The organism is Paracoccus contaminans (genome assembly GCF_002105555.1).
GTDB lineage: Bacteria > Pseudomonadota > Alphaproteobacteria > Rhodobacterales > Rhodobacteraceae > Paracoccus > Paracoccus contaminans.
Genome location: NZ_CP020612.1, coordinates 2,170,962 through 2,185,848 on the forward strand (window position 1 = coordinate 2,170,962; position 14,887 = coordinate 2,185,848).

Annotated in this window: 18 protein-coding genes, 1 tRNA gene and 1 pseudogene; 11 read left to right on the forward strand and 9 right to left on the reverse strand. The window is 70.0% G+C overall.

Annotated elements, in window-relative coordinates; genetic code table 11:
• Nucleotides 1–219 precede the first annotated feature (219 nt).
• The 5 genes from B0A89_RS10270 (at nucleotide 220) to B0A89_RS10290 (ending at nucleotide 4,172) form a co-directional block, all read left to right on the forward strand.
• Nucleotides 220–1,434 (forward strand): multidrug effflux MFS transporter, encoded by a 1,215-nt coding sequence (locus tag B0A89_RS10270; protein ID WP_085378076.1) that lies wholly within the window; start codon nucleotides 220–222, stop codon nucleotides 1,432–1,434.
• A 139-nt stretch (nucleotides 1,435–1,573) separates the two neighbouring features.
• The gene (gene rpsD, locus B0A89_RS10275; protein WP_085378077.1) at nucleotides 1,574–2,194 is read left to right on the forward strand and encodes a 30S ribosomal protein S4; all 621 of its coding nucleotides are present in this window, start codon (nucleotides 1,574–1,576) and stop codon (nucleotides 2,192–2,194) included.
• A 337-nt stretch (nucleotides 2,195–2,531) separates the two neighbouring features.
• Complete coding sequence (locus tag B0A89_RS10280; RefSeq protein WP_085378078.1) at nucleotides 2,532–3,299, forward strand: segregation and condensation protein A; 768 nt, start codon at nucleotides 2,532–2,534, stop codon at nucleotides 3,297–3,299.
• The gene (gene scpB, locus B0A89_RS10285) at nucleotides 3,296–3,946 is read left to right on the forward strand and encodes an SMC-Scp complex subunit ScpB (protein ID WP_085378079.1); all 651 of its coding nucleotides are present in this window, start codon (nucleotides 3,296–3,298) and stop codon (nucleotides 3,944–3,946) included. The genes B0A89_RS10280 and scpB overlap by 4 nt, the downstream gene beginning before the upstream one ends.
• A 10-nt stretch (nucleotides 3,947–3,956) precedes the next feature.
• Nucleotides 3,957–4,172, forward strand: a complete 216-nt coding sequence (locus B0A89_RS10290; protein WP_085378080.1) for a hypothetical protein — start codon at nucleotides 3,957–3,959, stop codon at nucleotides 4,170–4,172.
• Between the two features lie 9 nt (nucleotides 4,173–4,181).
• Here the strand turns inward: B0A89_RS10290 and B0A89_RS10295 are convergent, their stop codons facing one another.
• The 4 genes from B0A89_RS10295 to ihfA form a co-directional block, all read right to left on the reverse strand.
• Nucleotides 4,182–5,249 (reverse strand): 2'-deoxycytidine 5'-triphosphate deaminase, encoded by a 1,068-nt coding sequence (locus B0A89_RS10295; protein ID WP_085378081.1) that lies wholly within the window; start codon nucleotides 5,247–5,249, stop codon nucleotides 4,182–4,184.
• 65 nt (nucleotides 5,250–5,314) lie between these two features.
• Nucleotides 5,315–5,392: transfer RNA gene (locus tag B0A89_RS10300), tRNA-Pro, on the reverse strand.
• Between the two features lie 72 nt (nucleotides 5,393–5,464).
• A complete protein-coding gene (locus B0A89_RS10305; protein WP_085378082.1) occupies nucleotides 5,465–6,025 on the reverse strand; it encodes a MerR family transcriptional regulator in 561 nt (186 codons plus the stop codon).
• A gap of 19 nt (nucleotides 6,026–6,044) precedes the next feature.
• A complete protein-coding gene (gene ihfA, locus B0A89_RS10310) occupies nucleotides 6,045–6,344 on the reverse strand; it encodes an integration host factor subunit alpha (protein ID WP_085378083.1) in 300 nt (99 codons plus the stop codon).
• A gap of 168 nt (nucleotides 6,345–6,512) precedes the next feature.
• Here ihfA and B0A89_RS10315 point away from each other — a divergent pair.
• A pseudogene (locus B0A89_RS10315) lies at nucleotides 6,513–6,782 on the forward strand (DksA/TraR family C4-type zinc finger protein).
• A 116-nt stretch (nucleotides 6,783–6,898) separates the two neighbouring features.
• On the opposite strand, the gene B0A89_RS10320 reads toward B0A89_RS10315, so the two are convergent.
• Nucleotides 6,899–7,624 (reverse strand): GNAT family N-acetyltransferase, encoded by a 726-nt coding sequence (locus B0A89_RS10320; protein WP_085378084.1) that lies wholly within the window; start codon nucleotides 7,622–7,624, stop codon nucleotides 6,899–6,901.
• 82 nt (nucleotides 7,625–7,706) lie between these two features.
• A complete protein-coding gene (locus B0A89_RS10325) occupies nucleotides 7,707–8,435 on the reverse strand; it encodes a response regulator (RefSeq protein ID WP_085378085.1) in 729 nt (242 codons plus the stop codon).
• 114 nt (nucleotides 8,436–8,549) lie between these two features.
• Between B0A89_RS10325 and mce the strand changes: the two genes are divergently transcribed.
• Nucleotides 8,550–8,954: a methylmalonyl-CoA epimerase gene (mce, locus tag B0A89_RS10330; RefSeq protein ID WP_085378086.1), complete on the forward strand. Its 405-nt coding sequence runs from the start codon at nucleotides 8,550–8,552 to the stop codon at nucleotides 8,952–8,954.
• A complete protein-coding gene (locus B0A89_RS10335) occupies nucleotides 8,954–9,217 on the forward strand; it encodes a DUF1467 family protein (RefSeq protein WP_085378087.1) in 264 nt (87 codons plus the stop codon). The genes mce and B0A89_RS10335 overlap by 1 nt, the downstream gene beginning before the upstream one ends.
• Here the strand turns inward: B0A89_RS10335 and B0A89_RS10340 are convergent.
• From B0A89_RS10340 to B0A89_RS10350, 3 genes are all read right to left on the reverse strand, one after another.
• The gene (locus B0A89_RS10340; RefSeq protein ID WP_240558517.1) at nucleotides 9,204–9,905 is read right to left on the reverse strand and encodes an EI24 domain-containing protein; all 702 of its coding nucleotides are present in this window, start codon (nucleotides 9,903–9,905) and stop codon (nucleotides 9,204–9,206) included. The genes B0A89_RS10335 and B0A89_RS10340 overlap by 14 nt on opposite strands.
• Nucleotides 9,902–10,471 (reverse strand): nitroreductase family protein, encoded by a 570-nt coding sequence (locus tag B0A89_RS10345; RefSeq protein ID WP_085378088.1) that lies wholly within the window; start codon nucleotides 10,469–10,471, stop codon nucleotides 9,902–9,904. The genes B0A89_RS10340 and B0A89_RS10345 overlap by 4 nt, the downstream gene beginning before the upstream one ends.
• 82 nt (nucleotides 10,472–10,553) lie before the next feature.
• The gene (locus tag B0A89_RS10350; protein ID WP_085378089.1) at nucleotides 10,554–10,799 is read right to left on the reverse strand and encodes a hypothetical protein; all 246 of its coding nucleotides are present in this window, start codon (nucleotides 10,797–10,799) and stop codon (nucleotides 10,554–10,556) included.
• 216 nt (nucleotides 10,800–11,015) lie between these two features.
• Here B0A89_RS10350 and B0A89_RS10355 point away from each other — a divergent pair, with 216 nt between their 5' ends.
• From B0A89_RS10355 to B0A89_RS10365, 3 genes are all read left to right on the forward strand, one after another.
• Complete coding sequence (locus B0A89_RS10355) at nucleotides 11,016–11,747, forward strand: M48 family metalloprotease (protein ID WP_085378885.1); 732 nt, start codon at nucleotides 11,016–11,018, stop codon at nucleotides 11,745–11,747.
• Nucleotides 11,748–12,056: 309 nt separating this feature from the next.
• Nucleotides 12,057–12,725, forward strand: coding sequence for a TRAP transporter small permease subunit (locus B0A89_RS10360; protein ID WP_085378090.1), 669 nt, complete (start codon nucleotides 12,057–12,059; stop codon nucleotides 12,723–12,725).
• Entirely contained in the window at nucleotides 12,725–14,833 is a 2,109-nt protein-coding gene (locus tag B0A89_RS10365) for a TRAP transporter large permease (protein WP_157115416.1), read from the forward strand. Before B0A89_RS10360 ends, B0A89_RS10365 begins: the two co-directional genes overlap by 1 nt.
• Nucleotides 14,834–14,887: the final 54 nt, after the last annotated feature.

The following is a 14,887-nucleotide window of genomic DNA, read 5'->3' on the forward strand; positions in this document are numbered from 1 at the left end:
GCCCTCCCGGATGATGGGCCGGGGCCGGCCGGTGCCCCCATGCGCGGCCATGGCTGGCGGCTGGCTGGCGGCCTGCGGGCGGTCGCCCCCACGCCTGTCGCCCTGCCATCCGGCCCCGCCCCCGGCGTGCCGCGCCTTGCCGCTGCGCCGCCCGGGGTTTAAGCGGTCGCGCAAAGCCGAACACAGTGCCGACCCGCTGTGCGGCATGGGAGCCTGCCGATGTCCTCCGCCGCCACCCCGTCCTCATCCGCCCGCCTGCCGCAGGGCGAACTGATCGCGCTGCTCGCGTTGCTGTTCGCGACGGTCGCCTTCTCGATGGACGCGATGCTGCCGGCCCTGCCGGAGATCGCGGCCGCGCTGACCCCGGAGCGGGCGAACCGGGCGCAGCTGGTCCTGACCAGTTTCGTGGCGGGCATGGGGCTGGGCACGCTGTTCGCGGGGCCGATATCGGATGCCATCGGCCGCAAGCGCGCCATGGGGATTGGCTTTGCGATCTATCTGCTGGCAGCCGCCGCGGCGCTGTTTGCCAATTCGCTCGAGCTGCTGCTGGCCGCGCGCTTTGTCCAGGGGCTGGGGGCGGCGGGGCCGCGGATCGTCGGCACGGCGCTGGTGCGCGATCTTTACCAGGGGCGCGAGATGGCCCGCATCACCAGCGTCGTGATGATGGTGTTCATGATCGTCCCGGCGATCGCGCCCTCGCTGGGGATGGTGTTCAGCCGCGCGCTGGGATGGCACGGCGTCTTTTACGCCTTCATCGGCTTCGGCCTTGTCGGCTGGCTGTGGTTCGGCCTGCGCCAGCCCGAAACGCTGCCGGCCCCGGCCCGCCGCCCCCTGGCGCTTGCCCCGCTGATCGCAGGGGCGCGCGAGGTGCTGGCCGACCGCGAGGTGGTGCTGTGCACCGTCGTGATCGCGCTGGGCTTTGGGCAGATGTTCGCGCTGCTTTCCTCGGCCCAGCAGCTGTTCGGGGAAACCTATGGACGGGGCGATCGCTTTCCGCTGTGGTTCGCGGCCATGGCGGTGCTGTCGGGCTGCGGAACCTTTGCCAATTCGCGCATGGTCATGCGGATCGGGATGTATCGCATCGCCCGCAGGGCCTATGGCGCGCAGATCGTGATCGCCGGGGTCTTTCTGCTGACGCTGCTGACGGGGTTCCTGCCGCAGGGCCTGCGCTTTGCCGCGTTCTTCCTGTGGGCGGTCAGCCTGTTCACGATGGCCGGGCTGACCTTCGGCAACCTGAACGCCATGGCGATGCAGCGCATGGGCCATATCGCGGGCATGACCGCCTCGGTCGTCTCGGCGCTGTCGACGCTGGGCGCGGTGCTGATCGCGGCGCCGGTCGGCCAGGCCTATGACGGCAGCGCCGTTCCGGTGACGGCGGCGGCGCTGGTCTGCTCGGCCCTGGCATGGTGGATCATGGGGTTCATGCGCAGCTGAACCGCGCAGGCGGTTGACTTGGCCCCGCATGGGCCTATAACGCGCGCTTCCATTGGTGTTGGTGGACCCCGCAAGGGGAAGCCTGTCGCCCGCTTGCGGGAAAGGACAACGCCCTTCACACGAACGAAGGAGATCAGCGATGACCAAACGCACCGCTGCCAAATACAAGATCGACCGCCGCATGGGCGAGAACATCTGGGGCCGTGCCAAATCCCCGGTGAACAAGCGTGAATACGGCCCCGGCCAGCATGGCCAGCGCCGCAAGAACAAGCTGTCCGACTTCGGCACCCAGTTGCGCGCCAAGCAGAAGCTCAAGGGCTATTACGGCGATCTGACCGAAAAGCAGTTCCGCCGCATCTATGCCGAGGCCGAGCGCCTGCGCGGCGACACCGGCGAGATGCTGATTGGCCTGCTGGAGCGTCGGCTGGATGCCGTCGTCTATCGTGCCAAGTTCGTGCCCACGATCTTTGCCGCGCGCCAGTTCGTCAACCACGGCCATGTCACCGTGAACGGCCAGCGCGTCAACATCGCGTCCTACCGCGTCAAGGAAGGCGATGTGATCGCCGTTCGCGACAAATCCCGCCAGCTGGCTATCGTGCTGGAAGCGGTCGGTCTTGCCGAACGGGACGTGCCCGATTACCTGGATGTGGACCACGGCAAGATGAGCGCCACTTTCGTGCGCACCCCCGCGCTGGGCGATGTGCCCTATGCGGTGCAGATGGAACCGAACCTGGTCGTCGAATACTACGCCAAGAACTGATCGCGCCTGTGCCTTCACAATCAGCGCCGTCCCCTATGGGGCGGCGTTTTTCATGGGGCGCCGGCCCGCGCGGCATGCGGGCGGCGGGGTTTTTTCAGGCCTCGCGCCGCACAAGGCGATGCACCAGGCCGGGGCAGGGGCAGGCGCCGCAACAGGCCGGCAACATCGCCTGCCACTCCGCGCCCCATGCGGCCCTGCGCGACGCCGCGCAAGCTGGGCGGCGTGACCTTGTGCCGCATCTGCGCCCTGGCGCGGCTGGCAGCCACTGTCTGCCCAGGGGCCGTGTCGGGCCGGCCGCCATCGGCCTGGCGCCCCTCTTGTCCCAGGCTGCGGGGTGATGGCCATGCCGGCGCCGCCTGACGAAATCCAGCCCCTGGCGGGCGAGACATTGATCGTGGGCGTGCCCGGCTATGACGGGCCGCTCGACCTGCTGCTGGCGCTGGCCCGCACGCAGAAGGTTGACCTGATGCAGGTCAGCGTTCTCGCGCTGGCCGAGCAGTATCTGGCCTTTGTCGAACAGGCGCGCAGCCTGCGGATCGAACTGGCTGCGGATTATCTGGTGATGGCGGCCTGGCTGGCCTTTCTGAAATCGCGTCTGCTGCTGCCCCCCGATCCGCAGTCCGGCGATGCCGAGGGCGAGGACATGGCCGCGCATCTGGCCTTCCGTCTGGAACGGCTGGACGCCATGCGCGCGGCGGCGGCGCGGCTGATGGGGCGGCCGCGGCTGGGGCTGGACCGTTTCCCCCGCGGGGCGCCCGAAACCGTGGCGCGCAGCAGGACGGTCCGCTGGCAGGCCGGCCTGATCGACCTGATGCAGGCCTATGCCCGCCTGCGCACCCGCGACGAGTTTCGGCCCTATGCCTTTGACCGCCGCGACATCTGCACCCTGGAACAGGCGCTTGAACGTCTGGCCGGGTCGATCGGCCCGGCAATGGGCTGGACAGACCTGCTGGCCTTTCTGCCCCCTGGCTGGTCAGAGACCGAGCCGCGCCGCCGGTCGGCCGCCGCCGCCACCTTTGCCGCGGCGCTGGAACTGACCAAGCAGGGCCGGATCGACCTGCGGCAGGACGGCAGCTTTGCACCCATCGCCCTGCGCCCCCGATGACCGATGCGCCCGCCCCCTTTGCGCCGACACCGATCGAGGCGCAGGAGCGCATGGTTGAGGCGATGCTGTTCGCCAGTGCCCGGCCGCTGGGCGTGCCCGAGCTGGCCGCCCGGATGCCGCCCGGCAGCGACCCGGCCGAGGCGCTGCGGCGGCTGGCCCTTCGCTATCGGGATCGGGGGGTGGAGCTGGCGCGCATCGGCGATGCCTATGCCTTCCGCACCGCGCCCGATCTCGGGTTCCTGATGCATGATCAGGTGGTCGAAACGCGCCGCCTGTCGCGTGCCGCCACGGAAACGCTGGCCATCATCGCCTATCACCAGCCCGTCACCCGCGCCGAGATCGAGGAGATCCGCGGCGTCGCGGTCAGCCGCGGCACGCTTGACCAGCTGATCGAGATGGGCTGGGTGCGGCTGGGACGCCGGCGGCAAGGCCCCGGCCGCCCCGTCACCTTCGTGGTGACCGAGGCGTTCCTGGATCATTTCGGCCTGTCCAGCACCCGTGACCTGCCCGGCCTGGCCGAGCTGCGCGCCGCCGGGCTTTTGGACCCTGCCGGCCCCATGGCGGCGCAGTCAGGGCTTGCCCATGGCGCGGCGCAGGCCGATATAGCGCAGGACGACGCGCCGGGCGAAGATCTTTTCGGCGACTGAGGGACGATCGATGAACCTGAACGGCATGATGGGCAGGATGGGCCGCTTTCTGGCGGGCAGGCTGCTGAAGCGGGCTGCACGCAAGAACCCTGCGCCCCCGGCAGGTAAGGATGCCCGCACCGGCAAGGCGGATGCGCCGCAGGCCGGCAAGCAGGCCAGGGCCGCGCGCGAGAGCGTCAAGCGCGCCCGCAAGGCCGCCCAGCTTGCCCGCCGGATGAGCCGCTGACCGGCCCGCTCAGCGGAACTGCTTGGCCAGCTTCAGCCCCTGTCCCTGATAGTTCGAGGCGATCCCGTCGCCGTAAAGCTGATCGGGGCGGGCGATCATGCGTTCATAGACCAGCCGCCCGACAATCTGGCCGTGTTCCAGGGCAAAGGGCGCCTCGTGACAGCGCACCTCCAGCACGCCGCGCGCCCCCCGCCCGCCGGGCCCATGGCCGAAGCCGGGATCGAAAAACCCTGCGTAATGGACGCGGAATTCACCCGCCATCGCCAGATAGGGCGACATTTCCGCCGCATGATCGGGGGGGATCGCCACCGATTCGCGGCTGACGAGGATATAGAACGCGCCCGGATCGAGGATCAGCCGGCCCTCGCGCGTGCGCAATTCGTCCCAGAAGTCTGCGGCCGGATAGGATGCGATGCGGTCAAGATCGATGACCCCGGTATGCGGCCGCGCGCGATAGCCGACCAGATCGCCCGCGGCGGGGCGCAGATCCACGGAAAATCCCAGGCCCTGGTCGATCAGGGGCGCCCCGTCCACCAGCGGATCAGCCGCATGCAGCGCGCGCAGCGCCGCATCGTCGAGCCGCGCCTGCCCCCTGCGCAGCCGCAGCTGGTTCAGGCGCATCCCCGGCCGGACCAGCACGGAAAAGCTGCGCGGGCAGATTTCTGCATAAAGCGGGCCGTCATAGCCATCGGGCAGGCGGTCGAATTCCGTCCCGTCATCGGTGACAAGACGCGTCAGCAGATCGAGCCGGCCCGTCGATGACTTGGCGTTCGCCACCGCCTCGATCCCGTCGGGCAGGGCCAGCCGCTCGACCAGGGGGACCAGATAGACGCAGCCCTTTTCCAGCACCGCCCCCTGCGACAGGTCCATCCGGTGCATCTCGAAATCGGGCAGCCGTTCGGCGATGGTCCGGCCGCGCCCCGCCAGAAAGGACGCACGCAGCCGCCAGGCGGTTTGCCCCAGCCGCAGGTCGATGCTGGCCGGCTGGATCTGGCCGGGCAAAAGCGGGACAGGCGCGCCGATCGCGCCCTGGTCGATCAGACGGCGCAGGGCGCTGTCAGGAAGAACGCCGTCCACTGTTGCCCCCTGATGCGGCCGGATAAGCGAACGCCCACCCCCTTGCGGGGGCGGGCGGTTCGTGATGGTCGGGCCGGCGAGATTCGAACTCGCGGCCTTCCGCCCCCCAGACGGACGCGCTAACCAGACTGCGCCACGGCCCGACGGGGGCCATATAGAGCCAAGCGGCAGCGCAGCACAAGAGGCGCCCGCGCTTTTCAACAGGGCGGCGGGAATCAGGTGCCGGACAGGGAATCGGCCAGCGCCCCGCGCGCCGTCCTGAGCGCGTCAACCAGCGGAGCGATGCGGGGCGGCAGGGGTGCCTGCCGATCGCGGAGCGCATCGGCCGTGGCGCAAAGACGGCCCAGCAGACAGCAGGCGGGCGGGGCCGCGATCGCCGCCGGCAAGGCGCCGGGCAGCGCGCCGGCAGCGGGCGAGGGCTGCGAAGGCGAGGCATCGGACGGCACGGGTGCAGAGGCGCTCTGCCCGGAATCATCGTCGAGCGCGATGCCCGCCCGCGCCAGCCGGGCCGCACCCCTTGCCCGCAGGCCCGCGCCCCCGTCCAGGGCGATCAGGCGGCAGGCGCCGCGGATCGTCAGCCCCTCCTCGTGCAGCGCCTCGCGGATGCCGGCGACCAGCAGCACGTCATCGGGCCGGTAATAGCGCCGCCCATCCGCGCGCTTGACGGGCCGCAACGCCGCGAACTGCGTTTCCCAGTAGCGAAGGACATGGGTGGCCACCCCAACCAGGCGCGCCACCTCGCCGATGCTGCGAAAGGCATGGGGCGATTTGGTCATCGGGCGGCCGCCGCGCCGGTCAGCGATTGCCCGCCGCGACCCGGTCCTTCATCAGATGGGACGGGCGGAAGGACAGCACCCGGCGCGGGGTGATGGGCACCTCCTCGCCGGTCTTGGGGTTGCGCCCCAGCCGCTCGTTCTTGTCGCGCACGGAAAACGTGCCGAAGGACGAGATCTTGACCTGTTCGCCGCGCACCAGGGCGTCCGACACATGGCTCAGGACGCTTTCCACCAGCTGCGCGCTTTCGTGCCGCGACAGCCCTACCTCTCGGAACACCGCCTCGGCCAGGTCCATGCGGGTCAGGGTCTTTTCGCTCATCAGAGGGCCTTTCATTGGCTGCGAGGGTGCGGCTCGTTCGCCTGCTAGTCAACCTTGCTTTTGGCAGGCGGGTTCCGGAATAGCACGAAAACACCGCAGCTTGGCCCCTCTTGCCGGGAAAACGGCCCCTGCATAGCTTGACGGCCAGGCAATCGGAAAGGGCGGGGCATGGCCGGCGGCTGGGCAACGGATGGCGCGGTGAACGAGCAGATCGAGATCAGCACCAGCGAGGCGCTGGCCCGCGTGCGGCTGCGCGCGCGGCAGGGCGGCGAGGGCCGCGCCGATTGCGCCGAATGCGGCGAGCCGATCCCCGAGGCGCGGCGCCGCGCGGTGCCGGGGGCCTCGCTGTGCCTGGACTGCTAGGCCGGAAACGACCGCGCCTTCCGCCCGGCAGGCGGCATCAACCGGCGCGGGTCCAAGGACAGCCAGCTCAGATGACGGACCGGGGCAGCGTCTGAAACACGGCGGGGGCGCGGCGCAGGCGGGCTGCCGCGCGCCCGGTGGCGGCTGGGATGGCTGATGCAAAGGCCCGCCGGGCCGAAAGCCCGCCCGTTTCAGGCGCGGCTTGTCACAGGGCTGGGCGCCCTGCGCTCCTCTGCCATGATCTCGCCCAGGGGTCTTTGCTGCTGCCCGCCGGGGTCAAGGTTGCCGCCGGCCAGCCAGCGCGCATGGGCGCGCCCGATCGCGGGCCATTCGGCATCGGTGATGGCGAACCATGCGGTGTCGCGGTTGCGTCCCTTGACGATCATGTGATTGCGAAAGATCCCCTCGGGACGAAAGCCATAGCGTTCGGCGGCCCGCATCGAGGCGGCGTTCAGCGCGTTGCATTTCCATTCGACCCGGCGATAGCCCGCCTTGAAGGCCCAGCGGATCATCAGCATGATCGCTTCGGATGCGGCGGGGGTGCGTTGCATCACGGGGGCGATCTGGATGTGCCCGATCTCGATGACGCCGTTCGCCCGGTCGATCCTGAGGAACGAGGCAAGACCGCCGATCCTGCCGGTGTCTGCCGCGCGCAGGGCGTAAAACACCGGATCGGCCTGCGCCGCCATCTGCCGCTGCCATTGCAGGTAGCCGGCAAGGTCGGGAAAGGGGCCATAGCCGAGAAAATCCCACAGCCCATCATGGCCGCGGTTGGCCTCGAACAGCTCCGCGGCATGGCGCGGCGGGTCCAGCCGCTCGAGCGTGACAAAGCGCCCGGCCAGCGCGGTCATGTCGGGCGCGGGCGGCGCGGCAAAGGCAGGGACAGGCGTTCCGAGGCGATCATCCTCATCGCTCATGCAGGGATCCTTTTCTTGCGCCCGTCCGGCAGGACGGCACGGGCCTGCCCCATCGTCACCCTGGCATGATCGCCTGGCAAGATCAGGCGGCGCCTGCCAGCCGATCCCGCACCAGCCAGCCGAGCCTGGTCAAAGGGGCGGCCGGGGGAAGGCCCGCCGCATGATCCTGCGCCAGCGCCGTTGCCGCCTGTTCCAGCGGCGCGTCGCGGGCCGCGCGGGCCAGGCCGGCGGCAAAGCGCGCGACATGGTCGATGGCCCCGCCATCCGGTGCACCGGCCAGCATCGCGGCAATGTGGGAAAGATCGCCCCGCAGCGCCGAATCGTCAGGCCGGACGGTGCCGGGATCGAGACACCGCAGCCCCCCCGGCGGCATCCCCTGCGGCAGGGCAGACAGGATCGCCTGCTGGAACTGCGCCAGGCTTTCGACCGGCTTGCCCAGAAAGCCATCCGCCCCCGCGGCACGGGCCGCCGCCTCGGCCCCCGGATCGCCCGACATGCCGAGGATCACCGGCAGGCGCGGTGCCTGCCCGGCGAGGCGGGCGATCAGCCCGGCGCCGTTGCCATCGGGCAGGCCCATGTCCACGATCGCCACCGCCGGGCGATAGACCTGCAGGTGCCGCGCGGCCGTGCGCAGGCTGTCGGCGCGGCGAAGGCGCGCGCCTGAGCGCAGGCACAGCAGGCGCACCGCCTCGGACGCAAAGCGCGAATCCTCGACCACCAGCACGGTCAGCCCGCCAAGGGGGCGGCCCGGCAGGCTCGCCCCCCATGGCGGGGCGGCCTCGTCCGGCGGCGCAATCTGGTGCGGTGTCATGGCACGTTCCCCCGAATCGCTTGCCTTTGACGCTATCGACGTGGTGCTAACGACGGGTTAATGCTGTTCCCCCATGCCAGCGCCGCGGGGCCGGGCCGGCCCGAGGAGAGACCGATGATCGGACGCCTGAACCATGTCGCCATCGCCGTGCCCGATCTGGACGCGGCCGCAGCGCAGTACCGCAATACGCTGGGGGCCGAGGTGGGCGCGCCGCAGGACGAACCCGATCACGGCGTGACGGTTGTGTTCATCACCCTGCCCAACACCAAGATCGAGCTGCTGCACCCGCTGGGCGAGGGCAGCCCCATCCAGGCTTTCCTGGACAGGAATCCGGCCGGCGGTATCCACCACATGTGCTTCGAGGTCGAGGACATCCACGCCGCGCGCGATGCGCTGCTGGCCTCGGGCGCGCGGGTGCTGGGCGGGGGCGAGCCCAGGATCGGCGCCCATGGCAAGCCGGTGCTGTTCCTGCACCCCAAGGATTTCAACGGCTGCCTGATAGAGCTGGAGCAGCTCTGATGTCGCTGACCGGCGCGCTGGTGATGTTCGCCACCACCTTTTTCCTGGTGCTGTTCCTGCTGCTGCCCTGGGGGCATCGCAGCCAGGAGGAAGCGGGCGAGATCGTGCCGGGCACGCCCGCAGGCGCCCCGACCGATCCGCGGCTGGGGCGCAAGGCGCTGCTGGCGGCGGCGCTGGCGGCGGTGCTGGTGGCGGTGTTCTGGTGGGCGCTGAACCAGGGCTGGATCACCCGCAGCGCCCTGATGGAATTCAACCGCCGCTGAGTTCGCGCCGCGCGAGGCGGTGGAACAGATGCGTATAGGCCGCCGCCGCCAGAACCGGCACGACAATGTTCAGCAACGGAATGGTCAGCAGAAGGGCGATCCCGACCCCCAGCGCGGTCGATTCGAACCCGCGCCTGCGGCGCAGCGCATCGGCGTGCTGCGCGTCCAGATGGCGGCGCGCGGCCATCTGGAAGAACTCGCGTCCCAGCAGCCAGCCATTGGCCCCGTAAAAGATCACCGGGGCCAGCGGCCCGGCTAGGGGCGTGATCACCAGCACCGCGATGCCGACCAGCACCACCGCGGCCATGATCACCGCGCTGTCGAGCAGCCCGTCCACCATGTCCGGGCCGGCGCCGCGCGGATAGCCATGCGCGTCCTCGACACTGGCGGCGACCTGATCGGAAAACAGCCCCGCAAAGGCGGCGGCGACCGGGGCGGCCAGGAACAGGCCCATCAGCGGCAGCAGCGCCAGCGATCCCCAGGCAAGGGCGCTGCCGATCTCGACCCGGCCCAGCCAGGGCAGGGTGACGGCATCCGGCCCCCAGCTTTGCAGCGCGCGGAAGGCCGCGATCTGCAGCAGGACGAACAGGCCGATGGTCAGCCCGACCCCCTTGGCCAGCACGCCGAAGACGCGCGGGCGCAGCAGGTCAAGCCAGCCCATCAGCAATGCCCCGATCGCGGCGGTCACAGGAAGGTCGTCCTTGCCGGCACATCGGGGCGCGGGCGCTCGGGCACCGGGGCGGGGCCGCGGCTGCCGATATGGATCAGCCCGGCCACCCGTTCATGCGGCGCAAGGCCCAGATGGGCGCGGGCAAAGGCAGGATCGGCCGCAGGGCCGGTCAGCCAGGCCGCCCCATGGCCCGCGGCCAGCGCGGCATTGACGAGCGACAGGCACACGGCCCCGGCGGACAGCAGCTGTTCCCATTCGGGCACGTTCGGATGGGCCACCGGGCTTGACACCACCGCCACCACCAGGGGCGAGCCGAAGGCGGAGCGCGCCTTTTCCACCGCGGCCTCGTCTCCGCCAGCGGCCGCGACATGGGCAGCCAGCGCGGGTGCAAGGCGGTCCAGCGCCGCGCGTTCGATCACGACAAAGCGCCAGGGTTCCAGCTTGCCATGGTCGGGCACCCGCGCGGCCAGGGCCAGCAGATCGGCAAGCTGCTGCCGGCTGGGCGCGGGTTCGCACAACGTGCGCGGCGGATGCGACCGGCGGCGCGCGAGAAACGAAAGCGTGGGCGCATCGACATGCTGCATGGCCGGCTGACTCCGTCAAGGTTGCTGCGCGGGTGGCATAACGCGCCGCCGCCCGCGTTGAAAGCCGTGCGGCCCGCCGGTGTCAGGGGCGGCGGGCCAGGCGATACTGCCCCTCGGGCAGGTTCAGCGCCGCGCGCAGCTCATCGAGCTGGCGCAGCGACAGGACCACGCGCGACACCCCGTCACCCCCCGCTTCCATCTGTTCGATCACCACGCGGTCGTCAAAGCTCTGGATCACCACATCCTCGTTGAGGGGCCGGACACCCGGTTCCGTCTCGTCCACAAGCGTGATGACGGTCGCGTCAAAGTCGTGTTCGATGGTGAACATCCGCTGTCCTTTCCGCCTTGCGCGGGCAACAATCGCGTGAGAGCGAGGCGGCGGCAAGACCGCCCGCTTGCTCTTGCGGCGGCGGGGTGTAGCTTGCCTGCGGCGCGGCAGGGGACTTGCGGCAGGATCATGCAAGGCGGAACGATGACGACAGGGGCAGCCAGCGTGGGCAGGCACGGACGGCGGCGCGGCCCAGGCCATTTGCTTGCCGCGCTCATGCTGTCAGGCGTCGTTCTGGTGGCCGGCTGCGCCCAGCCCAAGCTGCCCCCGCCCGGCGCCGAGGCCCCGGTGGTGGTGCCGCGGGCCTCGCTGCCTCACCAGCAGACGCCGGCGAGCGCCCAGGGGCAGGCGGCGGCCTTTGTCAGCGTCATCCGCGCGATGGAGCCGGCGGTGGAGCGCGAGTGCATCGAGCGCCGGCGCGCCCCGATCAATTGCGATTTCCAGTTCGTGGTGGACGACCGCCCGGGGCTGGAGCCGAACGCCTTCCAGACATTGGACAGGACCGGCCGGCCCATCATCGGCTTCACGCTGTCGCTGATCGGGGCCACGCTGAACACGGACGAGCTGGCCTTCGTGGTCGGGCACGAGGCCTCGCACCATATCCTCAACCACATCGACCAGAAATCGGGCGCGGCGGCGGCGGGCGCGGTGATCCTGTCGGGGATCGCGGCGGTGTCGGGGGCCGATGCGGCCGCGATCCGCGCCGCCCAGCGGATGGGGGCGCAGGTCGGGGCGCAGTACTATTCCAAGGACTGGGAATTGCAGGCCGACTATCTGGGGGCGATCATCGCGCTGGACGCGGGCTATGACCCGGTGCGCGGGGCCAGGTTCTTTGAACGCCTGCCCGATCCGGGCGACCGCATCCTTGGCTCGCACCCCTCGCGGGCGCAGCGGCAGGCACGGGTGGCGCAGGCGGTGGCCGACGTGAACGCCGGGCAGGCGCGCTGATCCAGGGCCGCTGCGCAGATCGAGAGGATCGACCCGATGCCGCGCCGCGGACAGGGCGCCCGGTGGCCTGTCCGCAGACGGGATCGCGCCCCTCGGCCCGCCCCGGCAGCACCGCACGGTTGACCGAAAGCTGCGCCTGACGCCTGCGTGGCCGCCCGCGCGCGTCATGCAGGGCCGGCAGGGGCGGGAATACCGCGGCGGCGCGCATGGAAACGCTTGACCGCGCGGCGCCCCCTCGGCCATATCCGGTCCCTGCAATGGCGCCGCTTCGCCTCGGGTAAAGGCGGCGCGACGGGGGGAGGAAACAGGATGGGCGGCCTTTTGGGCCTGTCGCGCGGCATTGACCGCGTCAATACCGTTATCGGCCGCAGCGTAAGCTGGCTGATCCTGGTCGCGGTGCTGGTCAGCGCCGGAAACGCCATCAGCCGCAAGGTCTGGTCACTGTCCTCGAACGCCTGGCTCGAGCTTCAGTGGTATCTTTACGGCGCGGCGTTCCTGCTGGCGGCGGCCTACACGCTGCTGGAAAACGAACATATCCGCATCGACATCCTGTATGGCGGGCGCAGCCGGCGCACCCAGCATGTGATCGATCTGGCAGGCCATCTTCTGTTCCTGATGCCCTTCGTCACGCTGATGATCTGGCTGATGGTGCCCTGGCTGGCGCGTTCCTACCACTCGGGCGAGCGGTCGATGAATGCCGGCGGGCTGGTGCTGTGGCCGGCCAAGGCGCTGCTGCTGGCCGGCTTCATCCTTTTGTTCCTGCAAGGCATTTCCGAGATCATCAAGAAGATCGCGGTGATGCGCGGCATCATTCCCGACACGCAGGCGCAGCTTTCGCCCCACGGAGAGGCTGCGATCGACGAGAGGCTGCTGGCCGAGGTGGGCTTTGCCGATCCCGACCATCCCGCGACCGACGAGATGATGGACCACCCCCTTGCGCATCAGCGCAATCACACCGACCGGAGCATCCGCCCATGATGATGGAGCTTATCGCCCACAACATGGCGCCGATCATGTTCCTGTCGCTGATCGCGTTCCTGCTGATGGGCTATCCTGTCGCATTCTCGCTGGCGGCGAACGGGCTGCTGTTCTTCCTTATCGGGGTCGAGATCGCGCCCCTGTCGGGGGGCGAGATCAATCTTCACTGGAGCCTGCTGCTGGCGATGCCCGAGCGGCTCTGGGGCCTGCTCAGCAACGAGACGATGCTGGCGATTCCGTTCTTCACCTTCATGGGGATCGTGCTGGAAAAATCCGGCATGGCCGAGGATCTGCTCGACACAATCGGCCAGCTTTTCGGCCCCATCCGGGGCGGGCTTGCCTATGCGGTCATCATCGTGGGCGCGCTGCTCGCGGCGACGACGGGCGTAGTCGCCGCGTCGGTCATCGCCATGGGGCTGATCTCGCTGCCCATCATGCTGCGCTACGGCTATGACCGGCGCATCGCCTCGGGGGTGATCGCCGCGTCGGGGACGCTGGCGCAGATCATCCCGCCCAGCCTGGTGCTGATCGTGCTGGCCGACCAATTGGGCCGGTCGGTGGGCGACATGTACAAGGGCGCGATGTATCCCGGCCTGATCCTGACCGGGCTTTACATCCTCTATGTCTTCACGATGTCGATCCTGCGGCCCCAGTCGATGCCGGCCCTGCCCAAGGAGGCGCGGACGCTGGGTTCGGGCGTTCTGTCGCTGATCGTCGCGCTGGCGCTGGGGGGCGGTGTCTTCTATGCGCTGTGGCAGCGGCTGGCGCCGGGCCATGGCGCGAATGCCGATATCCTTGCCGCGACGGGCGCCGTCGTGATCATCTATGCGCTTGCGCTGCTGGATCGCGGTCTGGGCCTTAACTGGATGAGCCGGCTGGCCCAGCAGGTCATCATCGTGCTGATCCCGCCGCTGGCGTTGATCTTTCTGGTGCTGGGCACGATCTTCCTGGGGATCGCCACCCCGACCGAGGGCGGCGCCATGGGCGCGGTCGGGGCGCTCGTGCTGGCCGGGCTGAAGGGCCGGCTGGGCGGCGGGGTGATCCCGCAGGCGCTGGCGGCGACGACACGGCTGTCGTCCTTCGTCATGTTCATCCTGATCGGGGCGCGGGTGTTCTCGCTCACCTTCTATGGCGTGAACGGGCAGCTGTGGGTCGAAGAGCTGCTGACCTCGCTTCCGGGCGGCGAATACGGGTTCCTGATCGTCGTCTCGCTGCTCGTGTTCTTCCTGGCGTTCTTCCTCGACTTCTTCGAACTGGCCTTCATCATCGTGCCCCTGCTTGCGCCTGCCGCGGAAAAGCTGGGGATCGACCTGATCTGGTTCGGCGTCATCCTGGGCGTGAACATGCAGACATCGTTCATGCACCCGCCCTTCGGATTTTCGCTGTTCTTCCTGCGCTCGGTCGCCCCCAAGGCGGCCTATCGCGACCGCGTCACCGGACAGATGATCGAGCCGGTGAGAACCGCCCAGATCTACTGGGGCGCGGTGCCCTTTGTCCTGATCCAGATCGTGATGATCGGGCTGGTGATCCTGATTCCCGGCATGGTCATGCACTACAAGGGCAAGCCGGTGGACCTGTCCAATACCAGCTTCCAGGTGCCCATGGGCGGCGGCTCGGGCGGCCTTGGGGGCCTCGGCTCGGGTCTGGGCGGCGGATTGGGCGGCGGTCTGGGCGGTCTGGGCAGCCCCTTCGGCGCGCCCCCTGCGCCGGCGGGAGCTGCTGCTGCGCCGGCTGCGGGTGGCGGCGAGGCGACCGGCGCACCCGGCGGGTTGGGCGGCGGTTTGGGCGGGCTTGGCGGCTTGGGCGGCCTGGGCTCGCCTGCGGCCAATGCGCCGGCCCCTGCCGTGCCGCCGGCCGGCATCCCGGTGCCGGCAGCGCCTTCCTCCGCCGTCTCGCCCTCGGGCATCATGCCGGGGGCAGGCCTTTCCTCGCCTGAGGGCCAGCCGGGGGCAAGCGATCCTGCTGCCCTGCCGCCCGCTTCCGCAGCCGAGCCCGGCTTGGCCCCAGCAGGTGCCGTCCCCCAGACGGCGGGCCAGGCTTCGGCCCCGTCCGGGCTTGGCGGGCTGTCCGGCCCGCCGCCGGGCCTTGCGGCGCCGCAGTCGAACTAGGTTGCCGGGGCAGGGGCTTTGTGCCGGCGCTGCCCGGCCGCGCCCCTGCGCCCG